Source organism: Pantoea sp. CTOTU46764 (assembly GCF_031974595.1).
In the GTDB taxonomy this organism is placed as follows: Bacteria; Pseudomonadota; Gammaproteobacteria; order Enterobacterales; family Enterobacteriaceae; genus Pantoea; species Pantoea trifolii.
The window spans coordinates 150264-175646 of sequence record NZ_DALYOQ010000001.1 but is presented as its reverse complement, the minus strand read 5'-3'; the positions used below and the strand labels follow the sequence as shown (position 1 = coordinate 175646).

The 25383-nt window shown below is 55.8% G+C and carries 20 protein-coding genes and 1 pseudogene; 5 read left to right on the top strand and 16 right to left on the bottom strand.

The window, feature by feature from the left end:
- Window positions 1–9: 9 nt before the first annotated feature.
- The 3 genes from osmY to RTM06_RS00755 all read right to left on the bottom strand — a co-directional run bounded on the left by osmY (window position 10) and on the right by RTM06_RS00755 (window position 3894).
- Window positions 10–624 (bottom strand): molecular chaperone OsmY, encoded by a 615-nt coding sequence (gene osmY, locus RTM06_RS00765; RefSeq protein ID WP_101761824.1) that lies wholly within the window; start codon window positions 622–624, stop codon window positions 10–12.
- Between the two features lie 261 nt (window positions 625–885).
- Window positions 886–2475 (bottom strand): peptide chain release factor 3, encoded by a 1590-nt coding sequence (prfC, locus tag RTM06_RS00760; RefSeq protein ID WP_312179183.1) that lies wholly within the window; start codon window positions 2473–2475, stop codon window positions 886–888.
- A 315-nt stretch (window positions 2476–2790) separates the two neighbouring features.
- The gene (locus RTM06_RS00755; RefSeq protein ID WP_265299056.1) at window positions 2791–3894 is read right to left on the bottom strand and encodes a M20 peptidase aminoacylase family protein; all 1104 of its coding nucleotides are present in this window, start codon (window positions 3892–3894) and stop codon (window positions 2791–2793) included.
- A gap of 238 nt (window positions 3895–4132) precedes the next feature.
- Here RTM06_RS00755 and ftnA point away from each other — a divergent pair, with 238 nt between their 5' ends.
- Window positions 4133–4639, top strand: coding sequence for a non-heme ferritin (gene ftnA / locus RTM06_RS00750; protein ID WP_256697419.1), 507 nt, complete (start codon window positions 4133–4135; stop codon window positions 4637–4639).
- A gap of 60 nt (window positions 4640–4699) precedes the next feature.
- Here the strand turns inward: ftnA and RTM06_RS00745 are convergent, their stop codons facing one another.
- The 5 genes from RTM06_RS00745 to RTM06_RS00725 form a co-directional block, all read right to left on the bottom strand.
- The gene (locus tag RTM06_RS00745; RefSeq protein ID WP_312179180.1) at window positions 4700–7543 is read right to left on the bottom strand and encodes a bifunctional diguanylate cyclase/phosphodiesterase; all 2844 of its coding nucleotides are present in this window, start codon (window positions 7541–7543) and stop codon (window positions 4700–4702) included.
- Window positions 7544–7745: 202 nt separating this feature from the next.
- Window positions 7746–9482 carry an iron ABC transporter permease gene (locus RTM06_RS00740; protein ID WP_312179178.1) on the bottom strand — a complete coding sequence of 579 codons (1737 nt, stop codon included), beginning with the start codon at window positions 9480–9482 and terminating at the stop codon, window positions 7746–7748.
- A gap of 2 nt (window positions 9483–9484) precedes the next feature.
- The gene (locus RTM06_RS00735) at window positions 9485–10474 is read right to left on the bottom strand and encodes an ABC transporter substrate-binding protein (protein WP_312179176.1); all 990 of its coding nucleotides are present in this window, start codon (window positions 10472–10474) and stop codon (window positions 9485–9487) included.
- 25 nt (window positions 10475–10499) lie between these two features.
- Complete coding sequence (locus RTM06_RS00730; RefSeq protein WP_312179174.1) at window positions 10500–11567, bottom strand: ABC transporter ATP-binding protein; 1068 nt, start codon at window positions 11565–11567, stop codon at window positions 10500–10502.
- A gap of 142 nt (window positions 11568–11709) precedes the next feature.
- Window positions 11710–13410 (bottom strand): lysophospholipid acyltransferase family protein, encoded by a 1701-nt coding sequence (locus RTM06_RS00725; RefSeq protein WP_312179277.1) that lies wholly within the window; start codon window positions 13408–13410, stop codon window positions 11710–11712.
- Between the two features lie 277 nt (window positions 13411–13687).
- Here RTM06_RS00725 and RTM06_RS00720 point away from each other — a divergent pair, with 277 nt between their 5' ends.
- Both RTM06_RS00720 and RTM06_RS00715 read left to right on the top strand, forming a co-directional pair.
- Window positions 13688–14308, top strand: a complete 621-nt coding sequence (locus tag RTM06_RS00720; RefSeq protein ID WP_312179172.1) for a response regulator transcription factor — start codon at window positions 13688–13690, stop codon at window positions 14306–14308.
- An 85-nt stretch (window positions 14309–14393) separates the two neighbouring features.
- Window positions 14394–15161 carry a capsular polysaccharide synthesis protein gene (locus RTM06_RS00715; RefSeq protein WP_312179171.1) on the top strand — a complete coding sequence of 256 codons (768 nt, stop codon included), beginning with the start codon at window positions 14394–14396 and terminating at the stop codon, window positions 15159–15161.
- A 43-nt stretch (window positions 15162–15204) separates the two neighbouring features.
- Here RTM06_RS00715 and RTM06_RS00710 read toward each other — a convergent pair whose 3' ends face one another.
- From RTM06_RS00710 to RTM06_RS00685, 6 genes and pseudogenes are all read right to left on the bottom strand, one after another.
- Entirely contained in the window at window positions 15205–15909 is a 705-nt protein-coding gene (locus RTM06_RS00710; protein WP_008103315.1) for a proteasome-type protease, read from the bottom strand.
- Window positions 15910–15926: 17 nt separating this feature from the next.
- A complete protein-coding gene (locus tag RTM06_RS00705; RefSeq protein WP_265299041.1) occupies window positions 15927–16727 on the bottom strand; it encodes a transglutaminase family protein in 801 nt (266 codons plus the stop codon).
- A complete protein-coding gene (locus tag RTM06_RS00700) occupies window positions 16724–17653 on the bottom strand; it encodes an alpha-E domain-containing protein (protein WP_256697427.1) in 930 nt (309 codons plus the stop codon). The genes RTM06_RS00705 and RTM06_RS00700 overlap by 4 nt, the downstream gene beginning before the upstream one ends.
- Window positions 17647–19072 (bottom strand): annotated as a pseudogene (locus RTM06_RS00695) (circularly permuted type 2 ATP-grasp protein). Before RTM06_RS00695 ends, RTM06_RS00700 begins: the two are co-directional and overlap by 7 nt.
- Window positions 19073–19182: 110 nt before the next feature.
- Window positions 19183–19797 (bottom strand): cupin domain-containing protein, encoded by a 615-nt coding sequence (locus tag RTM06_RS00690; RefSeq protein WP_256697429.1) that lies wholly within the window; start codon window positions 19795–19797, stop codon window positions 19183–19185.
- Between the two features lie 312 nt (window positions 19798–20109).
- On the bottom strand, window positions 20110–21024 hold the full coding sequence (locus RTM06_RS00685; protein ID WP_372340028.1) for a flagellar motor protein MotB: 915 nt from the start codon (window positions 21022–21024) through the stop codon (window positions 20110–20112).
- Here RTM06_RS00685 and RTM06_RS00680 point away from each other — a divergent pair.
- Complete coding sequence (locus RTM06_RS00680) at window positions 20999–22711, top strand: flagellar biosynthesis protein FlhA (protein WP_256698448.1); 1713 nt, start codon at window positions 20999–21001, stop codon at window positions 22709–22711. The genes RTM06_RS00685 and RTM06_RS00680 overlap by 26 nt on opposite strands.
- Before the next feature lie 199 nt (window positions 22712–22910).
- Here the strand turns inward: RTM06_RS00680 and RTM06_RS00675 are convergent, their stop codons facing one another.
- Complete coding sequence (locus tag RTM06_RS00675) at window positions 22911–23246, bottom strand: DUF559 domain-containing protein (RefSeq protein ID WP_312179168.1); 336 nt, start codon at window positions 23244–23246, stop codon at window positions 22911–22913.
- A gap of 174 nt (window positions 23247–23420) precedes the next feature.
- Here RTM06_RS00675 and RTM06_RS00670 point away from each other — a divergent pair, with 174 nt between their 5' ends.
- Entirely contained in the window at window positions 23421–23903 is a 483-nt protein-coding gene (locus tag RTM06_RS00670) for a YlaC family protein (protein ID WP_312179166.1), read from the top strand.
- Here the strand turns inward: RTM06_RS00670 and RTM06_RS00665 are convergent.
- On the bottom strand, window positions 23900–25312 hold the full coding sequence (locus tag RTM06_RS00665; RefSeq protein WP_312179164.1) for a PLP-dependent aminotransferase family protein: 1413 nt from the start codon (window positions 25310–25312) through the stop codon (window positions 23900–23902). The two genes, RTM06_RS00670 and RTM06_RS00665, sit on opposite strands and share 4 nt — an antisense overlap.
- Window positions 25313–25383: the final 71 nt, after the last annotated feature.

Genomic DNA, 25383 nt, shown 5'->3' with positions numbered 1-25383 from the left:
TCGCTCGCGTTAAGATTTCACCTTCAGGTCATTCTTCACGCTTTTCACGCCTTCAATGGCTTTGGCGATTTTCTCAGCACGATCGGACTGTGCCTGGTTCGCCACTTCCCCTGATAACTGCACCACGCCGTCGGTGGTTTCCACCTTAACGTTGCGTGATGGCACGATGTCATCTGCTAACAGCTTAGCTTTAATTTCGCTGGTGGTTGCGGTATCGCCCGCATAACCTTTGAGAGAAGCATTTTTGCTGTCTTTAACGTGTAGTTTGTCGCTGACGGATTTCACACCTTCGACTTTCTGCACCAGCGCGACGGCTTTTTCAGCCTGATCCTGAGAAGCCACAAAGCCGCTCAGTGTCACCACGCCATCATGCGTCTTGACGGAGATATCCGTACTTTTGATCGCGTCATCATCCACCAGCGCCGCTTTGGCTTTCGCAGTGATGCCGCTGTCATCCATATAACCATCGACTTTTTTCATAGAGCTATCGATCTTCGCACCCGCGCTGTCGGAGGTTTGCTGTGCTTTCTGCGACAGTGATTCATCTGCGAACGCCGCGCCGCTCAGCAGAGCAGAACCGGCCAGGGCAGCAATCAGGGTTTTGGCAATCTTAGTCTTATTCATCGATATCATCCTTCTATCAGTTAACTCATCCGTTATCGCGGATGCGCCAGCAACGAACGGCGTTGCTGAGTTACTGGACGTAATGAAACCCGAAAGGTCTCTTTTCTCGTCCGACAGAATAATAGTAGTAGGGATTACAGCTTTTGCTGGCTCTTGTGGTTGATATATCGCCAAAAAGGGAAAAAAGCAGCGGAATTAGGAGGAGTCTGTAACCAATAAAACAGGGCCAGTGAAAATCACAGGCCCTGCTTCCAACGCCGATTAGTGCTCGCGCGTTTTGCGGAATCGCACGTCAGGATAGCGTTCCTGAGTGATGTTGAGGTTCACCATGGTCGGCGCGATGTACGTGAGGTTATCACCGCCATCGAGCGCCAGGTTCACTTCGTTTTTACGCTGGAAATCATCGAATTTCTTCGCGTCATTACACTCAACCCAGCGAGCGGTTGAGACGTTGATGGCTTCGTAAATCGCCTCAACGTTGTATTCGCTTTTCAGGCGAGCCACCACCACTTCGAACTGCAGCACACCGACCGCGCCAACGATCAGATCGTTGTTATGCACCGGACGGAACACCTGCACCGCGCCCTCTTCCGACAGCTGAACCAGCCCTTTCAGCAGCTGTTTCTGCTTCAGCGGATCGCGCAGACGAATACGACGGAACAGCTCTGGCGCGAAGTTCGGAATGCCGGTGAACTTCATGTTTTCACCCTGGGTAAAGGTGTCGCCGATCTGAATGGTGCCGTGGTTGTGCAGACCAATAATGTCGCCCGGATAGGCTTCTTCGACGTGCGAACGGTCACCGGCCATAAAGGTCAGCGCATCGGAGATCACCACGTCTTTACCGGTGCGCACCTGACGCAGCTTCATGCCTTTTTCGTACTTGCCGGATACCACACGCATAAAGGCGACGCGGTCGCGGTGTTTCGGGTCCATGTTTGCCTGGATCTTAAACACGAAGCCGCTGAATTTCTCTTCTTTCGCTTCCACAAGACGCGTGTCGGTGTTGCGTGGCATTGGGCGCGGCGCCCATGAAACCAGGCCATCCAGCATATGATCAACGCCGAAGTTACCCAGCGCGGTGCCGAAGAATACCGGCGTGATTTCGCCGCTCAGGAACAATTCCTGATCGAACTCGTGCGACGCGCCCTGCACCAGCTCCAGCTCATCGCGCAGCTGCTGTGCCAGATCTTCGCCTACCGCCGCATCCAGTTCTGGATTTGCCAGACCTTTAACAATGCGCACTTCCTGAATGGTGTGGCCTTTACCGGTTTGATACAGGTAGGTTTCGTCGTTGTAGAGGTGATAAACCCCTTTGAACAACTTGCCACAGCCAATTGGCCAGGTAATGGGCGCGCAGGCGATCTTCAGCTCGCTCTCCACTTCATCCAGCAGCTCCATTGGATCGCGGATGTCACGGTCAAGTTTGTTCATAAAGGTGATGATTGGCGTGTCACGCAGGCGCGTCACTTCCATCAGCTTACGGGTACGATCTTCAACCCCTTTCGCGGCGTCGATCACCATCAAACAGCAGTCCACCGCCGTCAGCGTACGGTAAGTATCTTCGGAGAAGTCTTCGTGTCCTGGGGTATCCAGCAGGTTCACGAGGCTGTCGCGATACGGGAACTGCATCACCGAGGTGGTGATGGAGATACCACGTTGTTTCTCCATCTCCATCCAGTCCGATTTCGCGTGCTGGTTGGAGCCGCGGCCTTTGACGGTACCGGCGGTTTGAATCGCCTGTCCGAACAGCAGCACTTTTTCGGTAATTGTGGTTTTACCGGCATCCGGATGCGAGATGATCGCAAAAGTACGGCGGCGCGCCACTTCTTCTAAAAAGGGAGCATTAGACATTGAGTGAATTCTTCTTCAAGGGCAACACGCGGGCGGCGCGCTGCGAATAAATCGTTTCGGGGTCATTGCGCAGGATAACGCGGCCAATGGCGACGCAGTGGCGTCAGTTCACAGCAAGAGGTGTGCGATCTACATTGGCGGCAGTTCCGATTATCCCGGCAGCATTGAGGCGGCATAGCATACAATATTTCGCAGAAAGGGGGAATCGGTGCCCTTCATGGCCCTCACCCAGAGGGAGAGGGAATAAATAGGCAAACCCGCATGGACAGTTCCCTCTCCCTCTGGGTGAGGGCTAGGGTGAGGGAAACCCTCTAATCACCCCAACACCCGCACCACCGCCGCCTTAAAGATCTTCACGCCAATCTCCAGCGAGCTGAGCTCAAAGCGCATCTCGGGATGATGCAGGCCCGGCACCAGATTGGTTCCCAGTCCCCAGAAACCGGCTTTCACCTGCGGATTTTTCACCGGGTAATAGAAGAAATCTTCGCTGCCCGGCGTGGTTTTGGTATCCAGCAAACCGTCTTCACCCAGCACATCGACAATCGCCGCACGAATCACCGCCGTGGCTTCTTCATGAATTTCTGCTGCCGGCATCTCCTTCAGCACCGCCACGTCCGCCGTGGCACCCAACGCCGCCACGCTGTGCTGAATCGCCAGCGTGACTTTCTCTTTCAGCACCTCCATTGGCGCGTTTTCCTGCGAACGCAAATCCCACACCACGCGCGCCTCATCCGGCACCGAGTTGGTCACGCCCGCATCGCACAGAAAACGCGTGGCTTTCACGCTCCAGGTCAAACCCGGCGGCAGATGGATGGCGTTGACGGCCTGCACCGCTTGCACCGCCGCATCCAGCGCGTTAACGCCCAAATGCGGACGCGCTGCATGCGCCGGTGCGCCTTTGATGGTGGCTTCCAGCGTGCTGCAGGCGGAGTAAATCACCGCTGGCGTCGCCTGCCCCACATGGCACTCTTCCAGCGGACGCACATGGAAGCCGAGAATCATCTCCACATCCTCCAGCGCGCCGCCCTCAATCATCGCCAGCGCACCGGCACCGAGTTCTTCCGCTGGCTGGAACAGCAGCTTCAGCCGCCCTTTCTTGATCGCGCCCTCTTTCAACAGCTCTTGCGCCGCCGTCAGCACCACCGACGAATGGCCGTCGTGGCCGCAGGTGTGACGCGCACACGCCACGCCGTCAATGATATGACCGAGCGCATCCATATCCGCACGCAGGGCCAGCACCGGACCGGGCACGCCGCTGTCGATTTCCGCCACCATGCCAGTGGTATTATTGATGCCGCGCGTCACCTTAATTCCGGCGCTTTCCAGCTGATCGGCAATATAAGCAGAGGTTTTGAATTCCTGAAAACCCAGCTCGGGGATTTCATGCAGAAAATGATAATGCTCTAAGACGTTCGACACCGCTAAGCTCCTGACAAGTAAAGGCAAGCCTCAGCATCGCCCGATGCGCAGCTATAATCAATCCAGCGTGAATGAAAATTAGTCAAAAGTGAGAACTCTTCGCATTCAACATGTGGAATAATTCCATTTACAATCAATAAGATAAATTCAACTTTTTTAAGGAAAGTCCTTCACAAAAAAGTATAGATTGATGCATAATTCGCCGTACTTCACCTGACAAATTAAAAAGGACTCAGCCATGTTAACTGCTGAAATGACCTCGCGTTTGAACGACCAACTGAATCTCGAATTCTTCTCTGCCAACCTCTATCTGCAGATGAGCGCCTGGTGCAGCGATAAAGGCTATGAAGGTGCCTCTTCATTCCTGAAAATGCACTCTCGCGAAGAGATGCAGCACATGCAGAAGCTGTTTGATTACGTCAGCGATGCCGGTGCTCTGCCGGTGCTGGGCAGCATTGCGGCTCCGGCCATTAGCTGGACGTCACTGAACGACGTGCTGGAAGAAGCGCTGAAGCATGAGCAGTTGATCACCAAAAAAATCAACGAGCTGGTGCACACCGCATTAACCACGCAGGACTACTCGACCTTCAACTTCCTGCAGTGGTACGTTGCCGAGCAGCATGAAGAAGAGAAGCTGTTTAAAACCGTGCTGGATAAACTGGCGATGGTGGGTAATAAAGGCGAAGGCCTGTTCCTAGTGGACAAAGATCTCGGCCACATGTCTGTCGACGGCCACAGCGCATAATAATAAAGATGACACACAGCAAAACAGAGAACGCCCGACATGTCGGGCGTTTTTTTATGCCTATTCCAACTCTTTCAACCGCAATTCCGATGGCTGCGGACGGCCAAAGAAATACCCCTGGAACAGCGTACAACCCTCTTCACGCAGTTTGGCGTATTGCTCGCCGCTCTCCACGCCTTCGGCGGTGATCTGAATATCGAGGCTGCGGCTCATGCCAGTAATGGCGCGGATGATCGCCAGCGCCTCGCGGCTGTCGCCCATATCGTTGATGAACGACTTGTCGATTTTGATCTTGTCGAACGGGAACGATCGCAGATAGCTCAGCGATGAGTAGCCGGTGCCGAAATCATCCAGCGCAATCTGCACGCCAAGCGTTTTCAAACTCTGCAGCGTACGGATATTACCGAGCGTATCGTCCAGCAGCACCGATTCGGTGATCTCCACTTCCAGCCGATGCGGTGCCAGTCCTGATTCACGCAGCGCGCCCTCCACCACGGACACCAGCGAGCTGTTCTTAAATTGCAGTGGCGACAGGTTTACCGACACCGATTGTTCGGTATTCCAGCTTTGCGCTTCGCGGCAGGCTTCATACAACGCGTAAGCACCCAGCATATGAATCAAGCCGGTCTCTTCGGCGATCGGGATGAAATCGTTCGGCATAATCAGCCCTTTAATCGGGTGATGCCAGCGCATCAGCGCTTCATAGCCGATGATGCCCTTCTCGTCGGTGATCGGTTGATAATAGAGTTTGAGCTGACGGCCGGAGATCGCCTCGCGCAGATCGTTCTCAATCACGCGACGACTACGCGCCTGATCGTCCATTTCTATGGTGAAGTGTTCGAAGCGATTGCGGCCATTACGTTTTGCTTCGTACAGCGCCATATCGGCGCAGCGCAACATATGTTCCGGCGTGTTGGTGGCTTGCGAGGTGAGCGCGATGCCGACGCTCAAACCCACCGACAGGTTATGTCCTTCAACATTTATTGGCGGACGGATTCCCTCGATCAGCCGCTGCGCCACCACCGCCGCTTCATCAGCAGAACGGACATTGGGCAACACGATGGCAAACTCGTCGCCACCAATACGCGCCAGCGTATCGTGATCGCGCAGCGCGCTGCGCAGGCGTTTCGCCACTACGCGCAACAGGTCATCACCAATCTGGTGGCCGAGCGCATCGTTAACGTTTTTGAAGTTATCGAGATCGAGACACAGCGTGGCGCTAACCTGATTATTTTGATTATCCACGCGCAGCGCTTCACTCAGTTTCTGGCGGAACAGCACGCGGTTCGGCAGGCTGGTAAGATTATCGTGATGCGCCATATGACGGATGCGCGCATCGGCTTCGCGCTGGTCGGTCACGTCTTCGACAATCAGCATCACGTAGTTCTGACGCATATCTTTGCCGCTGATGGTGGTGGCACGCGTATGCAGAATACGCTCGCCGCCCGCCGTCAGCAGCAGCTGTTCGCGCGAATGAATGCCCTCACTGCGCAGCGCCACATCCGCCAGGCTATTAAAATAATCGCCCAGTTCCGCCGACATACATTCGTGCGGGCGTTTATGCATGATCAGCGCTTTGTTAACGCCAAACAGCTGCTCGGCTTTGTCGTTCACCATCAGGATTTCACGGCTGATGGCATCTTCCACAATCACGCACGATGGAATATTGCTGATGATGGTGTCGAGAAAGCCCGACAGCTCCGACATTTTGGCACTCTGCGACTGCGCCAGATCCCGCGCGCGCAGCAGCTGCTGCTCGTTTTCACGGCGTTCGGTGATATCGCGGGTAATTTTGGCGAAACCGATCAGTTTGCCGGTCTCATCCCGGATTGCCTCAATGACAACGTGCGCCCAAAACGCCGATCCATCTTTACGGTAGCGCCAGCCTTCATCTTCATAACGGCCGGTTTTCAAGGCGATGCCAAGGTTGGCTTCCGGCGCGTTGGCATTACGTTCCGCTGAACCGTAAAACACCGAGAAGTGCTGGCCGACAATCTCGTCAGCCAGATAACCTTTGGCGCGCTGCGCCCCGTTGTTCCAGTTCACTACGCGGCCCTCCACATCCAGCATATAGATGGCGTAATCGCGCACCCCTTCCACCAGCAGGCGGAAATTCTTCTCCTGCTCGTGCTGTTTACGCAGCAGCGCCTGCTGTTCGGTGCAGTCGCGGGTAATTTTGGCGTAACCGATCAGTTTGCCCGCATCATCGCGGATCGCGTCAATGATGACATGCGCCCAAAACGCGCTGCCATCCTTGCGGTAACGGTAGCCTTCGTCTTCGAAACGACCGGTTTTAAAGGCGGTGGTGAGGTTTTTTTCCGGAATATGGTTGAGTCGATCCTGCGCGCTGTAGAAGCGTGAAAAGTGCTGTCCAACGATCTCTTCGGCCACGTAGCCTTTCGCGCGCTGTGCGCCCACGTTCCAATTTTCAACGTTGCCGTCAAGATCGAGCATGTAGATGGCGTAATCGCTGACGCCTTCCACCAGCATGCGAAAACGCTGTTCCTGCTCACGCTGTTTACGCTGCTGCTCCTGCTGCTCGGTGCAGTCGCGGGTGATTTTCGCAAAACCCAGCAGCTCACCAAACTCATCGCGGATAGCGTCGATCACCACATGCGCCCAAAACGCGCTGCCATCTTTACGATAGCGCCAACCTTCGGTTTCGAAGCGTCCGGTGGCCGTCGCTGTCGCCAGCCCGCGCTGCGGCGCGCCGTTTTTACGATCCTCTTCGCTGTAAAATAGCGCAAAATTCTTCCCCACGATTTCATCGGGGGTATAGCCTTTGGCACGCTGCGCGCCGGCGTTCCAGTTCGCCACGGTGCCATCGGGTTTGAGCATGTAAATGGCGTAATCCACCACGCTCTGTACCAAAAGTCGGTACATGACGTCAGAGTTATTATTCATTGTTATTCGCCTATTGCTGGCCTGGTATCGTCGAGATGATTAAGAAAATTCTTAATTATCGTGCAGACTTAAGCGCAAATACGCAGCGCTGACAAGCGCTATTCATCTACAGACAAATGTTGGTAGGTCAGTTATCGGCAGTGGCGAGAAAATGTTCAGCGGGATACTTTATAAATCATCATGCGTTGACGGCAGGCTGGCGTTACGTTTGCCACGGCAAAGTGCCGTGCGGCAGGCGCCGGGTCAGACGTGTGGCCAACGCCATTAATAAGCACACCACCACAATCATCAAGCAACCGACCGCCGCCGCCAGCGAAGCGGAACCGCCTTCATCGAGAAATACAATGGTCGGCCCGATGGTTTGCGTTTGCGAGGTAACCAGCAATACCGAGACCTGGATTTCGTTGAGTGCGGTGAGAAACACCAGCACGCTGCCTGCCAGCGCGGAGGGTGCCGCCAGCGGCAGCAAGATGTCGCGCATGCGGCGCAGAAAACCGGCGCCGCACAAACGTGCGGCTTCATCCAGTGCCGGTTCCAGCTGGGCAAATCCGGCCAGCGTGGGGCGCAACACCAGCGCGAGGAAGTTCGCCAGATAGGCGGCGAGAATGATCCACACCGTGCCATACAGCGAAATATTGACGATCGGCAGCGGGCGCAGGAAGAACAACATCGCCGCCACGCCGGTGACAATGCCTGGCAGCGCATAGGTCAGTTCACTCGCCAGCCACAAACCGCGCACCAGTTTGGTACGCCGCCAGCTAAGGAAGTAGGCGAGAAACAGCGCGCAAACCGTCAAAATCAGCGCCGTCAGCGTGGTTAATCCGAGGCTGGTGAGAAACGCGTGCCGCACCGCCGGATAGCCCCACAACGCGGCGTGGAAGTTCTCCAGCGTCAGCGTTCGCCAGCTGAGCGCCTGACCAAAACCGCTGGTGAGCGCGGTGATCAACAGCGCACTGAGCGGTAACAGCAAGGTCAGCGCCATCCACAGCCAGGCAACGCCTTCAATCGCCACTCGCCCGCGACCCAGCGATTGCTGCCATAAACGTGGCGCACCGTTGACGCGCACATCATGGCGTCCGCCCAGCCAGGCGCTGGCCGCCATGCCCGCTAACGTGATCACCGCAATCAATAACGCATACACCGCCGTGTTCGGCAGCGCGCCTGGGCCAATGCCATTCAGCTGCTGATAGACCAGCGTGATCAGCGTAGGCACGCGCGCCGGGATCCCCAGCATCGCCTGAATACCGAAGTTGCCCGCCGCCGCGACAAAAGTCAGCGCGGCGCCGGCAAAGATCGCCGGGCGCGCCAGCGGCAGCACAATAGTGAACAGGATGCGGGCGCGAGACGCCCCGCTGGCCTGCGCCGCTTCCACCAAATCAGCAGGCAAACGGCGCAAACCGGCGCGCACGGTGAGAAACACTAAAGGCGCATTGTGCGTGCCGAGCAGCAGCACAATGCCGGTTAAGGAGTAAAGCGGCTGCTCGCCGGGGGCAAACCATGGCAATCCAGGCGTGGCGAACAGCAGCGCCAGCGGACTGCCTGGTGCCAGCGCCTGCAGCCAGGCCAGCGCAGTCACCTGCGGCGGAATCATCAGCGGCAGGATAAACGCAAACACCCAGGCGGTTTTAGCACGCAGATCGCTGAGCGCCACCAGCCATGCGGCTGCGGTGCCGAGCACCACGGAAATCAGGGTAGAACTGAGCGCTATGAGCAAGGTATTGCCGCTGGCGATCAACACGCGATCGCTCGCCAGCAGGCGCGTTAAGCGCGCGATATCCGGCACGCCGTTGGGCGCGATGGCGGTCCACACCAGCCGCATCAGCGGAGCGACCGACAGCAAACCAATCAGCAGCACCATCAGCGCCAGAATCAACCGCTCGCTGTTAACGCGCGGCGCTTTGCGCGCCGCACTGCGCCATTCGTTGCTCAACACGCTCATGCTTAGCCACCGAACAGCGCGGTGAACTGATCGCGCACTGCCGCATCTTCTTTTATCGCTTTCGCCACGTCCGGCGACAGCAGCTTGATTTTGTTGATCGGCGTGAAACCTTCCGGTGCTGAGACACGATCGTCCACCGGACGGTTGCCCTGCTCGACCACCAGCTTCTGGCCTTGCTCTGACAGCATAAAGTTGACGAAGGCTTTGGCGGCCGGCAAGTTGTGCGCGGTTTTCATGATGGCAACCGGCTCGGTGACGTAGGAAACGCCCTCTTTCGGATAGACCAGATCCACCGGCGAACCCTTTTTCTTCGCCAGAATCACGTCAGCGTCGGTGATGATGCCGTACTTATCCAACCCGCTGGCGACCGCTTTTAGCGCCGGGCCGTTGCCGCCCTGCGGCGCTACGCCGATGGCCGCCAGCTTCTTATAGAAGCTCCAGCCAATCGACGGCGTGTTGATATCGGTGTGCAGCTTGTAGAGCGCCGCGCCGGAATAAAGCGGGCTTGGCACCGCAATCTGCCCTTTATTGGCATCGACCGCCAGCGCGTTCCAGCTATCAATCGGCTGCGCGTGCTGGGTGTTGTAGGCAATCACCGTGGCGATGATTTTGGTACCGAAGAAGGTTTTGTCTTTGTCGTAGAACGACGGATTGATGTGGCTGAGCGGCGCATCGCTGTAACTGTAGAGACGGTTTTCGTTTTTCAGCGCGCCAAGGTTGATGGCATCGGCAATCAGCAACACATCCGGCTTGACTTCACCGCTCATCATTTCGGTGCGCAGCACGTTCATTAACTGCGTGGTGCCGTTGCGCGTCCATTCGACCTGCACATTGGGATAGGCGGCTTTAAAGGCATCCATGGTTTGCTGGGCAATTTCCGGTGCCTGCGAGGTATAAACCACCAATTTTCCGGCCGGTGCCTCGTCGGCAAGGCTGGCGGCAGACATCACTAAACCACTGGCTAACATCAACACGTTGAACGACGTACGCATAGCATTTCCCTGAAGGTTTAAGAAGTTAAGAAGGAAGAATCCAGCCGTCGCGCAGTGCCACACCGACAGTGGCATCGACAGCGGGTAAAGGTTGATCGGCCAGCAGCAGCGTGATGCTGCACTCGGGCGCATCCAGCGGCGTGACATTCAGTTGATGGTGGCCGCCGCGATAAATCACCCGCTGCACACGCGCGGCAAACTGCGGTTCGCCCGGCGCGGCTAACTGGAAATCGACGGCATGAAAGCTGGCTTGCGCCTGTGGCTGCGGGCGCTGATCCCGCGCGCAGCGTAACGGCACGCGCAGGCCGCACAGCGTGGCAAAGGCGCGGCCATCGCCGAGTGGTTCGATATCGCTGATCGGCAGTACTTTGCCGTCATCAATAAAGCGCGCGACCATGGCATTCGCCGGTTCGCGCCACAGCGTTTGCGGCGTGGCGAACTGCATCACGCGGCCAGCATCCATCACCACGATGCGATCGGCCAGCGCCATCGCTTCATGCTGATCGTGGGTGATGTAGAGCAAGGTGGCGCGGCTGTGATGATGGAAGCGGCGGAACTCCTCTTCCATGGTGGCGCGCAGGTGGACATCAAGGTTGGCGAGCGGTTCATCCAGCAAAACCAGCGTTGGCTGCGCCACTAAACAACGCGCCAGTGCCATACGCTGACGCTGGCCGCCGGAGAGATCGGCAGGACGACGTGCGGCGAACGCCTCTAATCCCACCAGTTCCAGTGCCTGCTGTGTGCGGCGCTCACGCTCTGCACGCGCGATGCCGTTAACTTTCAAGCTGTAGGAGACATTCTCCGTCACCGTCATATGCGGCCACAGCGCGTAGCTCTGAAACACCACGCCAAGCTGACGATCTTCCGGCGGCAGATGCACGCCCGGCGCGGCGAAGCAGCGATCGCCAACGTGAATTTCTCCGCCATCGGCGGTTTCAAATCCGGCCAGCAGGCGCAGCAAAGTGGTTTTGCCGCAGCCCGACGGACCCAATACGGCGATGAATTCTCCCTGCGCAATCTGCAGCGAGATGTCTTGCAATACCGGCTGCGCCGCAAAGGATTTGCGCAGCCCGCGCAGTGTGATTGATGCCATGTTTCTGGCCTTTCGCTAACAGTCCGGCTAAGACCCTACGACACTGTGATGACGATTCCATGACATTGGGCCAGGTCGCCATAAATGGCGACCCTACAAATGCTCGGGTGCCGTCGTAGGGTCGCCATTTATGGCGACCAATTCACAGGTGCATGCCGATATACCGCTCATAACGCGCAGGCTTCACCCGCGTCAGATCCACCAGCACCAAACCATCGATACAATTATTGAAATCTGGATCGCTGCCGAAATCGATAAACTGCACGCCGCCCGGCTCGCACACCTCGGAATATTGCTTGTAAAGCGTGGGAATGGCAGTCCCGAGGTTCGCCAGCAGATGCTTCAATCGGCGTAAATCTTCGCTGTAGTTATCGCCGGTGAACTGCGCCAGCACTTCCGGCAGCGAGGCCGGATAAGGGCGGCGAGAGGTTGCCAGCGGCAGTTCGGTGGGGAAATACAGGCGATAGAACGCCACCAGTAGATCGCGCGCCGCCAGCGGCATGCCACCCGAGATTGAGACCGGACCAAACAGATAGCGGGTTTCGGGATACCTGGCGATATAGGCACCAATGCCCATCCACAAATAATCGAGACCGCGTTTACCCCAATAGGCGGGCTGAATAAAACTGCGGCCCAGCTCCAGACCCTGATTGATGATCGGCAACATGCGCTCGTCGTAGTGGAACAGGCTATCGCTGTAGATGCCTTCCAGCCCGCGGCGCTCCAGCTGCTCAGCGCCGGGAATAAAGCGATAGGCACCGACGATCTCCAGCGCATCGTCATCCCACAGAATCAGGTGATAGTAATCGTCATCGTATTTGTCGAGATCGCGACGTCGCCCGCTGCCCTCGCCCACAGCGCGGAACGCCACTTCGCGTAAACGTCCAAGCTCACGCAGCAACGGCACCCAGCTGGCGCAGTTGCGTCGCCACAGGTAGATCTGCTTGCCATCCGGCAGCGTGCCGAGTCGCTCGCTTTCCATCAGCGCTTTTTTCAGCTCGGCGCGATCTTCCGGACGCGCGATCGCCGCTTCGGTCTGAAATAGGCCGCGCCGCCCTTGTCCAATGCGATACAGATGTTTGCGCAGCCGCTTCGCCAGCTCTTTGCCCGGCGTGTGGCCATCATGCCAGTTGGCAAAGGGGATCTGCTCGCCGATGTGCAGCTTGATGCGCGTACCGCGCTGGCGAAACATTTCGCGTACCAGCATTAATAACGCCAGCGGCGAGGCTATTTTAGCAGCGGCGTAGAACGCCAGGCTGTTGCGCCCCACTACATGCACCGGCACGATTGGCGCGCGAGCGCGGGCGGCGAGGCGTAAGAAGCTATGGTGCCAGTGACGATCGCGTACGCCACGGCTGGAAAGGCGCGACACTTCGCCCGCCGGGAAGATGATCAGCACGCCCTGATTATCGAGATGCTGCTGCATATGTGTCAGCTGTTCGCGGCTGGTGCGGTTGCCCATGTTATCCACCGGCAGCATCATGTTGTTGATCGGTTCCAGCATCATCAACATGCGGTTAGCGACAATTTTCACATCACGCCGCACCTGCGAAACCGCCGCCAGCAGCGCCAGGCCATCCAGCGCACCAAGCGGATGATTAGCAACAATCACCGCCGGCCCGCGCGTTGGGATCTGCTCCAAATCGCGTTCGCTCAGTTCACAACGCACATCCAGGTGCTCCAGCACTTGCTCCACCATATCCACGCCTTTAAGGTGGCGATAGCGGGCGGCAAACGCCTGGAATTCATGTTCACGAACCGCCCATTTCAGGACGCTTTTTTGCCAGTTCGCCGGTTGATGGCCAGGCCAGTAAGTATCGAGAAGCTGATCAACTGAAAACATCATTCACCTTTTTATGCGCAGCGGTTTATCGCCTCGACGTTAAAACGGCTTGTTTTCAGATTTATGACTGCTCTACAGCCAGAGCGTAAAAAGTAGCAGCCTGCTTTGTTCTAACGCATAAAAAACAGCAACTCCCCTTAAAATCCTAAATTCAAGACATGGCTTAAAGCTTATTCTTAAGCAGCGTGAATTAATCTGGTCACACCACTATTTAGTGTTTAGTCATTGGTGTTTTAACTTTGCATTTATTTTTTATTTTCTCCTTTGGACTACACATATGATTCACTCAGTTTTTATTGTGGACGATCACCCATTAATCTGTACGGGTATCCAGGCGCTGTTACAGTCATTTAACTACACCATTGTCGGAATAGCCGAAAAAGGCGATCTTTTGATTACTCAGCTTCATCAGTCACGCCCGGATGTCCTTTTACTCGATCTCACCATGCCAGGCCGCGCGGGAATTCCGCTAATTGCAGATATTAAGCGCGCCATGCCAGAGCAAAAAATCATTGTCTTTTCTGCTTCAGAAAGCCTTTTTTATCAACGCTGTTGCCTGCAACTGGGTGTGGAAGGATATGTATACAAGCGCGGAGAGTTAGAGACGCTTCTTAGCGCAATTAAAGAGGTTGAGCGCGGAAACCGCTTTTATCCTGTCACGCATACGGCTGCAGACATGAATGAGTTCATTGAAAGTGAAAAATTGATGAGCCTCACACGCCGGGAATTGATGGTATTAGTTAAGCTCGCATCAGGAATGAGTAATAAAGAGATTGCCTCCCAATTGCAGCTGAGCAGTAAAACTGTGAGTACTTATAAAATAAAAATCTTGCACAAGCTTGGATTGAAAGGGATAAGCGGGATTAATATGACAGCGAAGATCAACGAACTGGTGTAATCGATCGGTGCTCTTTTGAACCCTGCCACTTAAGTTTTTTCACAGCGTGTCGCCTATGCTTTTCATGCCACTCAGGAGACACGAAATGATTATTTACACCTATTGGGTTGACCTGCCAGGGAAAACCAAACCGGCCTATCTTAATTTATGTATGAAGAGTTGGAAAAACAACATCCCCAACCTGGAAATAAAAATCATTAATCATAAAAATATCTATGATTTCATACCTAAAAAGATACTGCCGCCGGTTTTCTTCCAGTTCTCTTTAGCAATGCAATCAGACATGGTTTCAGCATGGGTATTAACCATGTTAGGCGGTGTTTTTATTGATGCCGACACCATAATCACAAAAAACATCAGTGATATGAATTTTCTCAAAGGGGATAAACTGTATACTTTTGGCTATCCAGCATCGCGAGGCATTCATCTTGCCGTGTTATCTGCTAATAAAAGAAACAAACTGACTGCCGCGTGGTTCATGGGGATCATCGCGCGTCTTAATAACATTAGCGGCGAAATTTCATGGAACTATGTCGGCAACGGCATTTTAGATCCCCTGATCAAAAGTGGTGAGTATGATGATTACCTTCATATTCTGGATGCCGTTGAAGAGGGAAATATTTTAGAGGCCAGGCAACCTGAGAAAGAGCCATGGGAACGCTATTTGTCATACTATTTCATGCCAAAATCGCAGAAGGATTTTTCCAGCGAACTGGCAAAGTGTAAATGTGGCATTATTTCACTGCATAATTCATGGACACCAGAAGTCTTCAAAGATTTCTCTGAAGAGAAAATTACAAGCATGAAAAATGATTACTTGCTTCCTTATATTCTGATGGAAGCGAATAGCTAGATATAACGTAATAATATCCAGCTTCGCTTTCATAACGCTCAGCTTATAGCTTCAACGGCGGCAGTTGCGAAAAAACGCTCAGCAGCCCTTTGCTCCACAGCTGACGAATTTGTGAAAAATAGGGATGGTGCTCGGTGATGTGATATTGCTCGCTGTCGCTGAAACTGTCAGTGCGGTAGACCATTACATCCAGCGGTAAGCCCACTGAAATATTACTCGCCAGCGTCGAATCCATCGAAATCAATGCACACTGCATCGCCTGACTCAGCGGCGTTTCATAGCGCAGCACGCGGTCAATAATCGGTTTACCGTACTTACTCTCACCAATCTGAAAATAAGGCGTATCGACGCTGGCTTCGATGAAGTTGCCCTGCGGATAGATCTGGAATAGACGCGGCTCCTCACCACGAATCTGCCCGCCCAGCAGCAGCGTGCCGCCAAACTCCTCGCCATCGCGCTTGATCACCTCGCGCAGCGTTTCGCCCACCATCAGCGCGATGTCATACAGCGATCGCCCATTGAGCAAATTCGGTTGATCGCTATCGCCGTTGTTGCGCCGTAGCAGGCTCAGCACGCTCTGCGTAGTAGCCAGATTGCCGGCGCTTTGCAGCACCAGCGTGCGTTCATCATCGACCTGAAATACATGCAATTTACGGAACGAGGAAATATGATCGACGCCCGCATTGGTGCGTGAATCGGATACAAAAATCATCCCTGACGATAAACGCATTGCCACACAATAAGTCATAGTCACGCCTGTTCTGATTACTGCTGCGCATGCACCTGAAGCACCGCAGCCACCGCCAGCATATCTTCACCGCCGCCGCCCAGCCGCATACCGCGCACCGGACACGCATCGAGATAATCCACACCGACCGCCAAGCGTAAATGCTGGCGCGTGCTGCGAGTATTATTGGTGATATCAAAGCTGTGCCAACTACCATCCAGCCAGGCTTCAACCCAAGCGTGAGTGGCGACGTGCTCAACGTTTTCAGTATAGAGATAGCCGCTCACATAGCGCGCCGGAATCCCCAGACTACGACAGCAGGCGAGAAACACGTGACTGTGATCCTGGCAAACGCCGCTGCCGGCGGCAAATACTTTCGTGGCGGCATCAGTAACCAACGTGCTGCCCGGACGATACGGCATCTTCAGCAGCAGTTCATCCATGAGTTTTTCCAGGCTGGCCAGCGGTTTTTCCGGTCGCCAGTAGCGCTTGGCGAACTCACGGATCTCACCGTCCGGCTGCGTCAGCGGCGATGAGCGCAGAAACACCAACGGCGACAATAATGATTCCGGATCGGGTGCCCATTCGCCATCATCAAGGATCTCCACCACGCCACGCGCGGCGATATCCAGCTGCTGATGCGGCGTATCCAGCGTCAGCACATGCATCACATTGCCGTACGCATCCTGCGTGCAGGTGGCTTCACACGGCAGCTCGAGCTCCCACGAGATTATCTGCTGATGCACCGAATTTTGCGGCGTCAGGCGCAGATATTGGGTGCTGAGTGTCACCTGATGTTCATAGGCGTAACGGGTTTTATGCTCGATGTTCAGTCTCATTTCGCCTCCAGATAGGTGTGATTGATGCTGTCGGCCAGCGCATTCAGGCGCGTCAGGAATGCATTGAGCCAGTGATACAAGCCTTCCTGAGTCAGGCTTTCCCAGGTACTGAAGCGCATTTCGGCCAGCAGCACGGTGATCAAATAGCGCGGGCGATCTTCGCCGCTGCTGCCGATGTTCTCTAACTGTGTGGCGATCTCATCAATACAGGAGTGCAGCGATCGCGGACTTTCGCTGCGCAGGATCAGCATCTCATTCACCAGATCGGGCAACAGTTGCTGCTTGAAGATGGCGTTGTAAGCTTCACGCGCTGAAACCGCGCGCAGCAAGGTGTCGAGGCAATAATATTCACGCACCGAATCCGACTGCTGCTCCAGCAATTGCTGATTCACACTCAGCAAACGCGCGGTGCCGTCGCTGCGCTCCATCAGCGTGCCAATGCGGATAAAACTCATCGCATCGCCGCGCAGCAAGGTGCCAAACATCGCGCCACGAAACAGGTGCGAGCGCTCTTTCACCCAATCGAAAAAGGTGTCGGCGTTAGCGCTGGTAATGCCGCGTCGCCGCGTGTTACGCATCTCAATCCACGTCGAGTTGATGCTCTCCCACACTTCCGACGACAAGCTGCCGCGCACCGCATGCGCGTTGTTCCACGCCTCCTGCCAGCAGCTGAAGATGCTGCACGGATTGCGGTCATCGAGCGCGAAGAAGTTGAACAACTGCGGCATGGTGCAGCGGCCATTCAGGGTTTCAAACAGTTCACGTGTACCGGTGAGATTGAGCGGCAGCAGCAGCTCATCGCCCTGGCTGCCGCGCACCGGCATTAATGACAAACGGTTGGTCACGTCCAACACGCGTGCGAGTTGTTCTGCGCGTTCGAGATAGCGCGCCATCCAATAAAGGCCACTGGCCGTGCGGCTTAGCATGATGCGTCATCCTCCAGAACCCACGTGTCCTTGGTGCCGCCGCCCTGCGACGAATTCACCACCAGCGAACCTTCGTTCAGCGCCACGCGGGTTAAGCCGCCGGGCACCAGACGAATATCCGCGCCGCACAGCGCAAACGGACGCAGATCGATATGGCGTGGCGCGAGGCCGTTGTCGATAAAGGTCGGGCACGTTGAGAGCGACAGCGTGTCCTGCGCGATATAATTTTCCGGTCGCGCTTTGAGGCGATCGCGGAAATCACTCAGCTCCTGCTGGCTCGCCACCGGTCCAATCAACATGCCGTAACCGCCCGCGCCGTGTACCTCTTTCACCACCATTTTCGCCAGATTAGCTAGCACATAGGTGAGATCCTGCGGTTTGCGGCATTGCCAGGTTGGGACGTTATTGAGGATCGGATCTTCATCGAGGTAGAAACGGATCATGTCCGGCACATACGGGTAGATCGATTTGTCATCGGCGACGCCGGTGCCGATCGCGTTCGCCAGCACCACGTTGCCAGATCGATATACCGATAATAAGCCCGGCACGCCGAGCATCGAATCCGGGCGGAATGCCAGTGGATCGAGGAAGGCATCATCCACGCGACGATAGATCACATCGACTTTGCACGGCCCGGCGGTGGTACGCATCATCACTGCGCCATCTTTCACAAACAGATCGGCGCTCTCCCATCTGCTGCGCAAGAAAGCTGTGTTCAAAATAGGCGCTGTTAAAGCGGCCCGGCGTCAGCACCACCACCACTGGATCGTTGACCGGCGAGCTTTCACGCAGGGTTTGCAACAGATGCGAGGGATAGCGCTCAACCGGCGCGATGTGCTGCCCGGCGAACAACTCCGGATAAAGGCGCATCATCATCTTGCGGTTCTCCAGCATGTAGGAGACGCCAGACGGGGTGCGCAGATTGTCCTCCAGCACGTAATATTCGCCATCGTTATTGCGCACCATATCCACGCCGACAATATGCGCGTAGATATTGCGATGCAGATCGACGCCTTGCATACAGGGCTGATATTGATCGTTCACCAGCACCTGTTCGGCAGGCACGATGCCCGCTTTGAGGATCAGTTGCTGATGATAGATATCGTGCAGGAAGGCGTTGAGGGCTTGCACGCGCTGGCGAATGCCGCGATCGAGCATCGCCCACTCGCTGGCAGGAATGATGCGTGGCACGCTGTCGAAAGGAATTAAACGTTCCGCGCCGCCATCATCACCGTAAACGTTAAAGGTGATGCCGACGCGATGGAACAGCAGTTCCGCCTCTTCACGCTTGCGCGCTACGGCATCGACGTCCGCCTGTTGTAACCATTCCCAGTATTGCTGGTAGTGAGCGCGGTATTGGCCATCGCTCAACAACATCTCATCATAGAAGTGCGATGCTATCTGGTAGCTTTCTTTCATGATTTACCCGGCGCTTGTCTAGAGATATTTCTCTCCTGCACAAACTGTGCCAGAGGCTTGCCCCCGGCATGGCACACGCGCCGCGTATACGGAAATGGCTGTTATGCACTTTACTGGTGCATCAGCTGCTGCGCGATTGGCAGCCAGATCTCCGTCATCGCGCCTTCGCCACCGGTAAAGGGATCGCGGTGCGGCAGGGGAACATGCTGGATCGTCTCCTTCGACGCACGTAAACGCGATGGCTCATCACGCACGGTTTCCGGGGACATGCCTTCAGGATAGGCGCCAACGGTGAAAAAATCCTCTGAGGCAAACACCTGTTTGTGGCCAACGCCTGCGGGGATCAACACCGCGTCGCCTTCGCGCAACGTCACCATGCGGCCGCTGTCGCCGCCGAACAGTACTTCCGCCCAACCGGCAGCGACGCCCAGCACTTCATGGGTGTTCGGATGGTAATGCGTATACGGGAAGATCGGCGCACGCCACGCGGCAGGCCAACCGTTGCGGGTAAAGGTGGTTTCAAACCAGACGGCGCTGTCTTCGGTGGGATTTTCAGCGTCATACGGCACGATGCCAGGCCAGATGATCAGCGGTAACGGACTGTTGGGCACGCCGCCGGAGGGCAGCGACAGCATCAGATGTTGCGGATTGCTGGAGGATCCAGCAGAAAAGGTGCCGGCGGCGAAAGACATCAGTAACAGCAGGCTGGAGTGGTTGGCAGTCATACTCTTTCTCCGGTTAATCACGATGCTTAATTGTGGCTTACCAAAGCGGCATTGCAATGTGCGCCCGGCGACAAAATTCACAAAAAAGAATGATTTAGCTAACTAAAGCCAAATTTATTGGCAACATCATTAACATCGCGTGCGGGAAATGATTGGTCGCCATGAATGGCGACCCTACGATGCATTATCACGATTTTGTAGGGTCGCCATTTATGGTGACCTGGCCGCAAAGTGCAGAAATTTTAGGCGAAAAAAAACCGGTGGATTTCGCCACCGGCCGAATCAAAAAAACGATTCAAAGGCACTGACAGGTTATCGCAGGCGCTCAGCAATGGGCTTCACAACGTTCTCCCCTTCGCGGCCATAAAATTGGAATAAGGTTTCAGCAGCGGCATCGGTTAACACCAGAATTTCGATGCGACGATTGCGCGCACTCATCGGATCGTCTCGATCGCGTGGCATACGTGATGCCATGGCATTAACCTGCAATACACGCGCACTCTCTAACCCGCCACGCTCCAGCGCACGGCGCGCCGCCAGCGCGCGATCGCCAGACAGGTTCCAGTTGTTGTAGGAAGCTTGGCCGCTATATTTCGCAGCATCGGTATGACCGCTGATCATGATTTTGTTGTCGATACGGTTAAACACCGGACCGAGTTCGGTCAGCAATTTCTGGAAGAACGGGGTTAACACTGCGCTTCCACGTGGGAACATCATGCGATCCTGATCGTCCTGAATTAGAATGCGCAGCCCCTGCGGCAAGGTTTCCAGCATCAGATAATTTTGCGCGTTATAGCTGTTGATCATCCGTTGCAGCTGGCTATGTAACAGCGCCAGTTCCGCATCCGAACGTGACAGCACGCTGTCTAAATCTTCCTGCGGTTGGTTGCCCGCGTTCAGGCTGATGTCATCCTGAGATGAACTGACGGTCGCAGCTTGCGTCGGCGGAGAAACCGCCATGGTTTCGCCAATGATCGCCGATGAGCCCGCGCTCTCAACATCAAAGGGATTAAAGTTGGTCCCAGTAAAAACGGAAGTGCCGTTCAATTGCGCGACGATCTCTTTACGTTCCTCTTCGCTCACCGCGCCCATAATCCACAGCACCATAAACAACGCCATCATCGCCAACGTAAAGTCGGCAAAGGCCACTTTCCACGCGCCGCCATGATGCGCATGGTGCGCCTTTTTGCCGCCGCGTTTGATGATCAACTTTGTGGTGGTCACCAAAGGAGCCGAGCGTATTTCCGAAGTCTCGGCACGTTTTACCCTCGATGCCTTGCCGGGCAAACAGATGGCGATCGATGCCGATCTGAATGCCGGTTTGATCAATCAGGAACAGGCCGGTCTGCGCCGTAAAGACGTTGCCAACGAAGCCGACTTCTACGGCGCGATGGACGGAGCCTCTAAGTTCGTGCGCGGTGATGCTATCGCCGGGATCATGATCCTGATGATCAGCGTGATCGGCGGGATTCTGATCGGCGTGTTCAAGCACGGTTTACCGGCGGGACAAGCATTTGAACAGTATGTCCTGCTGACCATCGGTGATGGTTTGGTGGCGCAGATTCCATCGCTGCTGCTCTCAACCGCCGCGGCCATCATCGTGACGCGCATCAGTGATGGCGCGGACATGGGCGATGACATCAAGACGCAGCTGCTGGCACGACCGGGTACGCTGTACACCGCTGCCGCCGTAATGTTTGTGCTGGCGATTGTGCCGGGCATGCCGCATCTGGTGTTCCTGATTTTTACCGCCATGCTGCTGTTTGCCGCCTGGCGTCAAAGCCGTGGCGTGAAAGCACCGACGCAAGATCACCACGATATGGCAGCGATCAATCAGGCGCTGATGCAGCCGGAAGAGCAGCCCGCCATCGGTTGGGACAATATCCCGATGGTTGAGCCCATCGGCCTGAATCTTGGCTACAAGCTGGTGACGCTGGTGGATAAAGGCAAAGGCGCGCCGCTGACGCTGCGTATGCGCGGCGTGCGCCAGGTGGTATCGGAAACCAGCGGCGTGCTGCTGCCGGAAATTGCGCTGCGTGAGGATTTCCACCTCAAACCGGCGCAGTATGCGATCAAGATCAACGGTGTGCGCACCGCCGTCGGCGAAGTGCATGCCGATCGTTTAATGGCGATCCCGACGCCGGAACAGTACGGCGAGATCGATGGCGTATTGGATACCGATCCCGCCTACGGCATGGCGGTGACGTGGATTCTGCCCGAGCAGAAAGCCAAAGCGCTGAACCTCGGTTATCAGGTGGTGGATTGCGCCAGCGTGGTCGCCACCCATGTGAATAAAGTGGTGCGTGAGAATCTGCCCGAGCTGTTTAACTATGATGACATTACCCAGCTGCATCAGCGTCTGGCGAACGTGGCACCTAAACTCTCTGAAGATGTGAATGCGGCGGTGAACTACAGCTTGCAGCTGAAAGTGTATCGTCTGCTGCTGAACGATCAGGTCTCGCTGAAGGACATCACCACCATCGCAACGACTTTGCTGGAGAGCGTGGCGATCACCAAAGATCCGATCCTGCTGACGTCCGATGTGCGCTATGCATTGCGCCGTGCGATGGTGGCAGCGATTGCGCCGGATAATAAACCGCTGTCGGCGTATACGCTGGAGAACAGTCTGGAGAACCTGCTGCTGGCGGCGCTAAATCAGGCGCAGCAAGCCGGCAAAGTGGCACTGGATAGCTTCCCGGTGGATCCGAATATCCTGACGCAGTTGCAAAGCACGCTGCCGGTGATGATGGAGCAGCTGAAAGCGCAGAACCTGACGCAGGTGTTGCTGGTCACGCCGCAGCTGCGTCCGCTGATTGCGCGCTACGCGCGTCTGTTTGCCAATGGGTTGAATGTGCTGTCGTATAACGAAGTGCCCGATGAGGCGAATTTGCAGATTGTGGGTCAGGTGAGTTAGAGCGTGCTGCCTGTCTTGGAACGTGCTCGCTGTCCCCCATCCCGGCCTTCCCCCGCTAGCGGGGGAAGGAGATGCTGCCACATGCAGCTCTAGAACTAACATATGGCAGTATCTTCCTCCCCCATTCATGGGGGAGGACCGAGGAGGGGGACACCGAGCACCGACCGAGGAGGGGGACAGCGAGCACCCACCACCAGCACTACCCCATCAACGCCGCCATAATCACTGCAAAAACCGCGTCCGGCTGCAGCATCACCTCATGATTCCAAAACCTCAGCACGCGCCAGCCCTGTCTGTTTAACCGTTGCGTACGTTCATCGTCATATCTGACAGTTTCGCCATGGTGCGATCCATCGAGTTCAATCGCTAGCCGCTTCTCCAGGCAGGCGAAATCCAGAATATACGGGCCATAAGGATACTGGCGGCGAAATCGCATGCCGCCACATTGTCTGGCGCGCAGCAGAATCCAGAGCTTTCGCTCTGCTGGCGTCATGTTATTTCTCAATTCCTTAGCACGCAGCACATGATGTCGCATCAATATTCATCCTGAAAAAGCGCATCGTGTTCCCGCTGGTGCCCAATCACAACGCATGGAGTGCCATCTTGAGCAGTAGATTCCAACTGTTATAAAAAATCACACCCAATCTGTCTCTAATTCGCTTCACTGTTATGTGCTTTACTGGCAGGCAGTGATAAATAGAGGTGAACAATGGACGCGATCAAACAAATTCTGCTCGACGAAATCGCCACGCTGAACCGCGAAGGACAGCGTGATAATTTGCCGCGCTTTAGCTTTTCCTTCCTTAAAACCCATCCGGGACTCTGGGCCATCATGTACTTATGCTACGCGCTGTGCGTGGCGTTGATCTTCTCAACCGAGATGCTCGGCTGGCCCGCGTTCTGGTTTGCCACGGTGTTTGTGGTGGTGATGAGCGTGCTGATGCTGATGGATATCAACCCGAAATACCGCTTCGAAGATATCGATACGCTGGATCTGCGCGTGTGCTACAACGGCGAGTGGTATTACGTGCAGCCGGTTTCGCAGCAGGCGCTGGACAAAATTCTTGATAATCCGCACACGCCGGATCGCGTGCGCAACGGCATTGATCGTCTGATGAAGCAGAAAGGGGAAGTGGATTTCTACGACGTCTACTATCTCACCTGGGGCCACCAGCAGGCGGCCCACGTTTAATGGTTTAATCCGGCAATCAGTTTTCCCAACATCTCCACCGCCGCTTCAGCGCGTGCATCCCACGGCCAGGCGGTGTTAAAGCGGAAACAGTGACTGAAACCTTCGCTGCTGGAAAACAGCTGGCCGGGCGCGATGCTGATCCCCTGCTGCAACGCCAAATGATAGAGCTCGGTGGTGTTGATGTGCGCCGGCAGCGCAACCCAGAGAAAATAGCCGCCCGGCGTGTCACTGATGCTGGCATCGGCAGGTAATACGCGGCGCAGCGCCTGTTGCGCCAGCTGTTTACGTTTTGCCAGCGTCTGACGCAGCTTCTTCAGATGCGTATCGTAGCTGCGCGTGCTGAGGAAATCCGCCAGCGCCAGCTGCATCGGCGCGCTGGTCGACAGCGTGCTCATCAGCTGAATGCGCTGCACGCGCTGGGCGTGACGTCCCGCCGCCACCCAACCGACGCGAAATCCCGCCACCAGATTCTTCGAAAAACTGCCGCAGTGCAGCACGTTGCCATCCCGATCAAAGGCTTTGGCCGGTAGCGGCTTGTCATGCCCTTCATACAGATCGCCGTACACGTCGTCTTCAATCATCGCCACATTGTAGCGCGCCAGCAGTGCCACCAGCTGCTGCTTGCGCTCGGCGCTCAGGGTAAAGCCGAGCGGATTTTGCCGGTTGGTCATTAGCCAGCAGGCTTTCACCGGCCAACGCTGCAGCGCCTGCTCCAGCTCATCCAAATCCATGCCGTGTTCCACATCGCTGGCGATGGCAATCGCGTTTAGCTTAAGGCGTTCGATCGCCTGCAATGCGCCATAAAACGACGGATTTTCAAGGATCACCCAATCGCCGGGCTCGGTGACGGCCTGCAGGCTGAGATTGAGCGCTTCCATCGCGCCGTTAGTGATGACGATGTCATCCGGCGACAGCGTGATGCCCTGCTGCGCATAGCGCTGGGCGAGAATTTTACGCAGCGCTTCATTACCTGGCGGCAGGTTATTGAGCGCATCGGTGGGTTTCAGGTTGTGTGAAACTTTCACCAGCGAGCGCATTAGCTGGCGCTGCGGGAAGAGTTCGGGATCGGGAAACGCCGAACCAAACGGCATGATGGCGGGATTGCGCGTGGCCTGCAGCACATCAAATACGAAGCTGTTGGTATCGGCCTGGTCGGTTTTGGCGATCTCCTGGGTGGGCAAGCGCGGACGGCTCTCGGCGGCGCGCGGCGCCACGTAATAGCCCGATTGTGGCTTAGAGACGATCCAGCCCTGGCTCTCCAGCACTTCATAGGCGTGCATCACCGTCATCAGGCTTAATCCGCTCTGTTCCGCCTGCTGTCGCAGAGAAGGCAATTTCTCACCCGGCGGCCAGATGCGCGCTTCCATTTGCGTGCGCAGCCTGTCTACCAACTGCTGATATTTCGCCACCCGAACTCCGATGTAGAGGATTTGGCGGCTATTTTAGCGCAAATCGCTGGCGCCTGAACGCCTGTGGTTTG